The organism is Streptomyces sp. NPDC056480 (genome assembly GCF_042795405.1).
Classification (GTDB): Bacteria; Actinomycetota; Actinomycetes; order Streptomycetales; family Streptomycetaceae; genus Streptomyces.
In genome coordinates, this window is sequence record NZ_JBHTSA010000072.1 from 35,094 (window position 1) to 41,545 (window position 6,452).

Genomic DNA, 6,452 nt, shown 5'->3' on the forward strand with positions numbered 1-6,452 from the left:
CACCGCGGCCCGGCGTCCTACCGACCGTGACCGACCTCTTCGCACCCGACTCCCCCTCCGAATCCGACCACTTCGACGACGAGGAGACCGTACGGCCGGGCCCGTTCTGGCGCCATGCGCTGTGGGTGGTGGGCGTCGGCGCCGCCGCGGTGGGGGCCGGCTGGGTCACCTCCCTGTTCCGGATCGGCTTCGAGCAGTACGGCCTCCCGCCCGCCGCGCCCGGCGCGCTGTGGCCGTACCTGGCCGCCTGGGCCGCGATCGGCCTGGCCGTGGCGGGCGTCCTGCGAGCCACCGCCGCGAAGGTCCCGGTCTACGCCCCCGGCCGGATCGCGGCCGGTCTGACGTATCTGGGCACCCGGCTCTCCCTGGGCTGGCGCCCGGAGGCGCCGCTGGTCGCCGCGATGGCAGCGGCCGCCCTGATCGCCGCGGCCGTCTGGTGCGCCATCGCACTCCGCCCGCACCGGACGGAGCCGGAGACCGGGTCCGAGGCCTAGGGCCTGTCGTCAAAATCCCCTCGTTGCCCGAAGGGCGGCCCTGCGGCGTCTGGTGCGTGCTCTCGGTGTGCCGGGTGGAAGTGCTCGTACTGGGCGTACTCGCGCTTTCGCCCGGTGCGGCGAGAGCGCGTGCCAGACGCCGCAGGGCAGAGGGGAATTTGACGACAGGCCCTAGCGCCGGGCCGGGTCTCAGCGGACTCCGCGGGGGCGGAACTGGACGCTGATGCGGGGTCCGACGGCGCGGCTCGTCTTGGGCACGGCGTGTTCCCAGGTGCGCTGGCAGGAGCCGCCCATCACGACGAGGTCGCCGTGGCCGAGCGGAAGGCGGAGGTACGTGGGGCCGCCGGACCGCGGGCGGAAGGCGAGGTCGCGGGGGTCGCCGAGGGAGAGGATGGCGACCATCGTGTCGTGGTGGGCGGAGCGGCCGGTGCGGTCGCCGTGCCAGGCGACGCTGTCGCGGCCGTCGCGGTAGAGGCAGAGACCGGCGGAGACGAAGGGTTCCCCGAGCTCGGCGGCGTAATGGGCGCCGAGCGTCTCCCGGGCCTCGACGAGGGCCGGGTGCGGGAGGGGCGATCCTTCGCCGTAGTGGGCCAGCAGCCGGGGTACGGCGACGACGTTGTCGTACATCGGCCGTTCCTCGGCCCGCCAGGGCACCCGGCCGACGAGCTCCTCGAACAGCGCGTCGGCGCCGTGCAGCCAGCCGGGGAGGTGGTCGACCCAGGCGCCGTCGTCGAGCGGCGTCCGCCGAAGACCTTCCAGCGGGCCGAAGCGGATCTCGTCACCCTGATCGAACAGGGAACCCTGGAGTCCGGGCAGGGCGGGTCGTGCTGCGGTCACGGACCCACCATAACGCTGAATCGAACACACAAGCGAGTGCGGGTGGCGACGCGACCCTCCCCCCGCTTCTTCGCGGCCCCCTCCCCGCGACGCTTCCGCACCGCCGTCCGCGACCCTTCCCCGCGGTCATCGGGGCGGCGAGGAGGTCTCGTCACTCTGATCACTCACACCGCTCTCGCCGCTTCCGCGCCTTCCACCACTCGTCTCTCGCAAGTCACCGGCGTAGCGGAGGCAGGAGGCGACCACCACCAGCGGCCAGGTGGACTGGATGCAGGTCACGAGCCGTTCGGCGACACCGGCGGACCCCTGCCGGTTCATCTCGACGAGGAACCAGACCGCACCGAGGGCCATCAGCGCGGTCACGGCGACGGAGGGCGCCGGCCGCAGCCCCCACGGCGCGCCGCCACGGCGCACGGCGCCCAGCACCGGCCACACCGCGAGCAGCGTGAAGCCGACCACGACGACCGCCCCGTGCTTCAGGGACCCCCCACTGCTCGGCGCGGGGACCAGCGCGACCGCGAAGGCCGCGACACCGCCACCGGCGAGCGCCACCCGCCCGGCGGGAGCGGCGGGCCGCAGCCCCCAGGCGGTGAGGAGATGACAGACGCCCAGCGCGAGGAACGCCCCGGTCATGACCCAGGACCCCTCGGCCCCGTAGGCGGCGAGGACGCTGATGGTCTGCGTGACCGGATCGTAGGCGGGCCCTTCGAGCAGCGCCGCGACGCTCCAGCCGCCGACCAGCAGCAACGGGGCACACCCCGAGGAAAACAGTGCCCATCTAGGAACGGATCGCATCGAACCACCGTAAGACGTGCGATTCTCCTCACCCATCGCACCACGGGGAACGCGTCAGCCGTGTTCCCCGCGCGGCGGCGTCCGGCTCGTGCGCGAGCCCGCCGGGGCGGTCACCCCGCTACCCGACCGGCGGCCGCGGCCGGGTGGTCGTCGCCCGAGTCGTAGTCGACCGTGCCCGAGGTCAGATGGCCGGCGAGGCCGAGAAGCAGGAACAGCCAGACCAGTACCTGCGCGGCCGTGCTCAGCCGGAGCGGACGGGTCGCGGAGTACGCGGGCTGCGCGGCGGCGTCGGGGGCGTCGCCCAGGAGCCCCTTGGGGTACACGGGCGTCAGCATCATCACGTAGGCGGCGAACCGCATCCGGTACCGGACGACGGCCGCCGTGGCTCCGAAGACCGGTTCGGGGAGGCGGCCCAGGATGATGCCGATCAGCCAGAACACCCAGCTGATGGCGAACCAGCCGGACTGCGCGAGGCTGCTGACGATGGCCGCCGGGATCATCAGGATGATCCGGAAGAGGACAGCCAGCCGGTTGAGCGGGGTGGCGCGCAGTTCGATGCGCACCGGGTAGTCGGGTGCGTCGAAGGCGAACGGCGGGTAGCGGTCGACGAGGAGGGTGGAGCTGGCCGAGACCCGGGTCTGGTAGGCGAGGACCGAGCCGAGGAAGGACGCGATCGGATCGGGCAGCCGGCCCAGGACCAGGGCGCTGAACCACCCCGCGATCGTGACGAAGAAGGCGACGAAGGACAGCAGGGCGACGACGATGAACTGCGGGATGAGGAGCAGCCAGCGCAGGAACACCGTCCACCGACGCTGCTCCCCCGGCGGGGGCACGTCCAGAACGGGCCGCCATTCGGGTCCGCCGACCCCGTCGACCCCGCCGGCACCGGCGCCGTTCGAGGGCCGGGGGTCCCAACCTGCTGCCATGACGGCCTCCGTCTCTCCCGCGTCCCCCGCTTCCCGGGTCACGTCGATGGTGACCCGCCGGACGGGCCCTCGCACGGCCACGGGGGCCACCTGGACCACGCGGGAGACGGGACACCGCCCTGCGCCACAGGCCGGGTGCGGTACGCCGCCCGCACCTCGTCACGGCCGGGGCGGACGCACGCCCGCCGCCCACGCCTCGTCACTGCCGAGGCGGACGTACGCCGCCCGGCTCGGCACGGCCGAGGCGCGCGTACGCCGGAGCGGTCCGCAGGCCCCGGAAGGGCTACGACCGGACGTCCGAAGTGTCGTGACGCCGCCGTCCCGCCAGCTTCTCGTACAGCCAGGGCCAGCGGGCCACCGCCACCAGGGCCCACACCAGGGCGGCCGGGGATCCGCGGCCGGCGAAGGCTCCCAGGAGGATCGGCGCGACGACCACGGGCACACCGGCCCGCAGGACCCAGCTGGTGCCCCGGCCCGACACCGCTCCAGCCACCAGGCCGACGGCGAGGAACACGGTGACGCTGCCGCACATGAGCCAGCGCATCCCGGGCGGCAGATGCCCGTCGGCGTGCACCACCGCCCCACCGAGGGAGGCGGCCAGCGCGGCGAGCGCCCCCGTCGAGACGCAGTGCAACGGCAGCGCGAACCGCGGGGCGAGCACGCCGAAGCCGAGCAACGGCACCCCGCACGAACGGCGCACCGCGAGCGCCCACAGCGCGAGCAGCAGAACGAAGGAGCCCACCGCCAGCCCGGCGAGCCGGGAGGTCCAGTCGGCCTCCGAGGAGGCCTCCACTGTCAGTGCGACGCTCTCGCCGATCACGATCAGGGTGAACAGTCCCAGCCGCTCGTCGAGGTGCCGGGCGTCGATGCGGGCGGCCACCGGCCTCGGGCGGGTCGGCCGCTCGTGGCCGGCGGCGCGGCCGGCGGCGTGCTCCTCCCACTCCTCCCGGGCCCGGGCCAGGACCTGGTTGCGGGACCGGGCGAACGTGAGCCCCAGGTCGACGGCGAGTCCGGCCGCCCACAGCCAGTAGCGGGCCGGCGCCTCCGCCCACAGGGACACGATCCAGGGGACGACCCCCGCGGACAGCTGCGCGATCGGCCAGTCCGCGACGACCTCTCCCCGCCGCTGCCAGACCCGCGAGGCCAGGAGCCGTACGAGCACGTACGCGAGGGCGAAGGCGCGCGCGTGGTCCGAGCGGATCTCGGGAACGGCCGCCGCCATGACGGCCAGCCCGAACATGCCGATGAGGACCGTCCGCGTGTGCACCTTGTCCGCGGCGACGTTGCCGTACGTCGTGAAGCACATCCACGCCGTCCAGAACGCCAGGTACAGAAGGCAGTAGAAGCCGAGGTCGTCCGTGCCCGGGGTGCCGTGCAGCAGGTGCGCCAGCTGGGCGACGCCCGCGACGGCGATGAGGTCGAAGAACAACTCCAGCCACGAGGCATGTCGTTCGGACTCGGCAGGAGACGCGGCGGGAGAGGCGGCGGGCGGTGCGCCTGAGGAGGTGTTCTCGGAGGCCATACCTGTGTGATCGGCCGGACCGCACCCGCACTCCAGCCGTCCGCCACAGGTGGACGCGGCCCGCCCGCTCCCGGCCTGGGCACGGCCACGGCCGCGGCCACGCACCTGCCCGACCGACGGTCATGCCGATCGGCCCGAACCCCTGCCGGGTGCGCCCGGTCATGCCGAAAGGCCCGCACCCCTGCCAGGTGCGGGCCGTTCGACTGCTCACGGGCTTGCCGGAAAGGGGGGACGGCAATTCCGAGAGCACGATGAGCGGTCCCATGCGCTCATCACCCGCCTGCCCCCGATCCCACCTTCCACACCACCCGGCTGGCGCGGACGCGGCGAGGGCGGACCGGCTCCGCCCCCGGCAGGGTGGAGACGGCCACCGAGGCGCAGCTCGGCGGCGGTGGCGTCGGGGCGGCCCGGGCGTACGTCGTCCTGGATTCCGGGCCTGTCACGTCTCCGGTCGCGCGCGAATCAGTGCGTCGAGCCGCCGCCAGGCCGGGGACGAGGCGTTGACCGTCGCCTGGATGAGGGCGGGGATCTCGGAGGCCGTGTCCAGCTCGGGCAGTTCGTCGGGGCCGCTTCCGTAGCGTTCCCGGGTCGCCTCGACGATGCGGTGGGCGAGTTCGTCGATGCGTGGATCGCGGGCGTCGAGGTCGTGCGCGCGGTCGTAGTCGAGGAAGAGCTGCCGCAGCGCCGGGTCGGCGAGGGACTCGGACTGGTCGCGGAAGAGCGCGCCCGCCTGGTCCGGATGCGTGGCGAAGACCAGGATCCACAGGTCCCGCTGGAGGTCCACCCAGCGCGGGGTGAACCCCCAGTCGGCCAGCCGCTCCAGGTGGGTGGCGACCTCGGCGGGCACGGCTGCCAGTTCCCCTGCCGCGAGTCGCCGCAGCCGCCCCTGGGTCGCCCGCAGGTCGCGGATGCGGGCGGTGAGCTCCTCGTCGATCCCTCGCAGCGCCTGCCGGAACTCCTCGTCGGTCGCCGACTTCAGGTCCCGGATGCGGGCCAGGGGCACGCCCGCCTGGGCGAGCGTCCGGATCTTGATGAGGTCGACGACGTCGTCGGCGCCGTAGCGCCGGTAGCCGGACGCGTCGCGGTCGGGCTCGGGGAGCAGCCCCTTGTCGTGGTAGACGCGGATGGTCTTGATCGACACGCCGACGTAGCCGGCCAGCTGCCCGATGGTGATCACCCGGCCATCGTCCCACTTGACCCTTCCCCTGGGGCAGGGTCGCATCATGGCGTCATGGAGAACGTGAACATCGACCGGGAGACCCTGCGCGAGCTCGCCGACGCGGGCAACGAGTCGGCCTGGGACAGGCTGGCCGACCTCGTGGACGCAGCCGGTGACCTCGACGAACTGAGCGAACTGCTGGACGAGGGATCCCAGCGCGCCGGATTCCACCTCACCCGCCGCGCGGTCGCGGACGGCGACCTGCGCGAGTTGCAACGGATCTCCGACGCCGGGTACGACGAGGCCGGCAGAGAACTGGAGCGCCTGCTGGAGGCACCGGCCGACGGACGACGGGACTGACACCGAGGCGCAAGGGCCGGGCGGCCGCCCGCCGGGTCAGACGGTCGCGCTCCCGACCTCGGCGCGCCGCGCCAGACGGATCGCCCGTCCTCGGGCGCGCCCGAGCCGGGCGGCGCCCGCCGGGTCAGGCGGCCGCGCCTGCCGGCCCCGACACGTGCGCGGCGCGCGTACGAGCACCTTGACGGGTTCTCTGGCGGGGTACCGGCGCACGGTGACGGCGTCTTGCGGGTCTCCCTTGGGCGGAGCCGCCCGATCGGTGGACAGCGGCGCCGGCGGCGCGCGAGGGCGATGCCCCGGGAGTTCGGGGTGTTGACGGCGGGGCCGCCGGACGGGCCGTCCCGGTCCGCGACCCCCGTGGT

General features: G+C 74.0%; 7 protein-coding genes. 2 read left to right on the plus strand and 5 right to left on the minus strand.

The window, feature by feature from the left end:
- Positions 1 to 26 precede the first annotated feature (26 nt).
- Positions 27 to 494 carry a hypothetical protein gene (locus ACFQ79_RS27090; RefSeq protein WP_383588136.1) on the plus strand — a complete coding sequence of 156 codons (468 nt, stop codon included), beginning with the start codon at positions 27 to 29 and terminating at the stop codon, positions 492 to 494.
- A 189-nt stretch (positions 495 to 683) separates the two neighbouring features.
- On the opposite strand, the gene ACFQ79_RS27095 is transcribed toward ACFQ79_RS27090, so the two are convergent.
- The 5 genes from ACFQ79_RS27095 to ACFQ79_RS27115 form a co-directional block, all read right to left on the minus strand.
- On the minus strand, positions 684 to 1,331 hold the full coding sequence (locus ACFQ79_RS27095) for an alpha-ketoglutarate-dependent dioxygenase AlkB family protein (protein WP_383588139.1): 648 nt from the start codon (positions 1,329 to 1,331) through the stop codon (positions 684 to 686).
- Positions 1,332 to 1,457: 126 nt separating this feature from the next.
- On the minus strand, positions 1,458 to 2,126 hold the full coding sequence (locus tag ACFQ79_RS27100; RefSeq protein ID WP_383588142.1) for a DUF998 domain-containing protein: 669 nt from the start codon (positions 2,124 to 2,126) through the stop codon (positions 1,458 to 1,460).
- A 110-nt stretch (positions 2,127 to 2,236) separates the two neighbouring features.
- A complete protein-coding gene (locus ACFQ79_RS27105) occupies positions 2,237 to 3,052 on the minus strand; it encodes a DUF4389 domain-containing protein (protein WP_383588145.1) in 816 nt (271 codons plus the stop codon).
- A gap of 283 nt (positions 3,053 to 3,335) precedes the next feature.
- On the minus strand, positions 3,336 to 4,574 hold the full coding sequence (locus tag ACFQ79_RS27110) for a low temperature requirement protein A (protein ID WP_383588148.1): 1,239 nt from the start codon (positions 4,572 to 4,574) through the stop codon (positions 3,336 to 3,338).
- 439 nt (positions 4,575 to 5,013) lie between these two features.
- Positions 5,014 to 5,751 carry a MerR family transcriptional regulator gene (locus ACFQ79_RS27115; protein WP_383588150.1) on the minus strand — a complete coding sequence of 246 codons (738 nt, stop codon included), beginning with the start codon at positions 5,749 to 5,751 and terminating at the stop codon, positions 5,014 to 5,016.
- Positions 5,752 to 5,805: 54 nt separating this feature from the next.
- Here ACFQ79_RS27115 and ACFQ79_RS27120 point away from each other — a divergent pair, with 54 nt between their 5' ends.
- Positions 5,806 to 6,093, plus strand: a complete 288-nt coding sequence (locus ACFQ79_RS27120; protein ID WP_383588152.1) for a hypothetical protein — start codon at positions 5,806 to 5,808, stop codon at positions 6,091 to 6,093.
- The last annotated feature ends 359 nt before the right edge of the window (positions 6,094 to 6,452 follow it).

Bases quoted from the DNA above. Each gene is read 5' to 3' on its own strand.
- ACFQ79_RS27100 (WP_383588142.1), bottom strand. From the start codon at position 2,126: ATGCGATCCGTTCCTAGATGGGCACTGTTTTCCTCGGGGTGTGCCCCG.
- ACFQ79_RS27105 (WP_383588145.1), bottom strand. From the start codon at position 3,052: ATGGCAGCAGGTTGGGACCCCCGGCCCTCGAACGGCGCCGGTGCCGGC.
- ACFQ79_RS27110 (WP_383588148.1), bottom strand. From the start codon at position 4,574: ATGGCCTCCGAGAACACCTCCTCAGGCGCACCGCCCGCCGCCTCTCCC.
- ACFQ79_RS27120 (WP_383588152.1), top strand. From the start codon at position 5,806: ATGGAGAACGTGAACATCGACCGGGAGACCCTGCGCGAGCTCGCCGAC.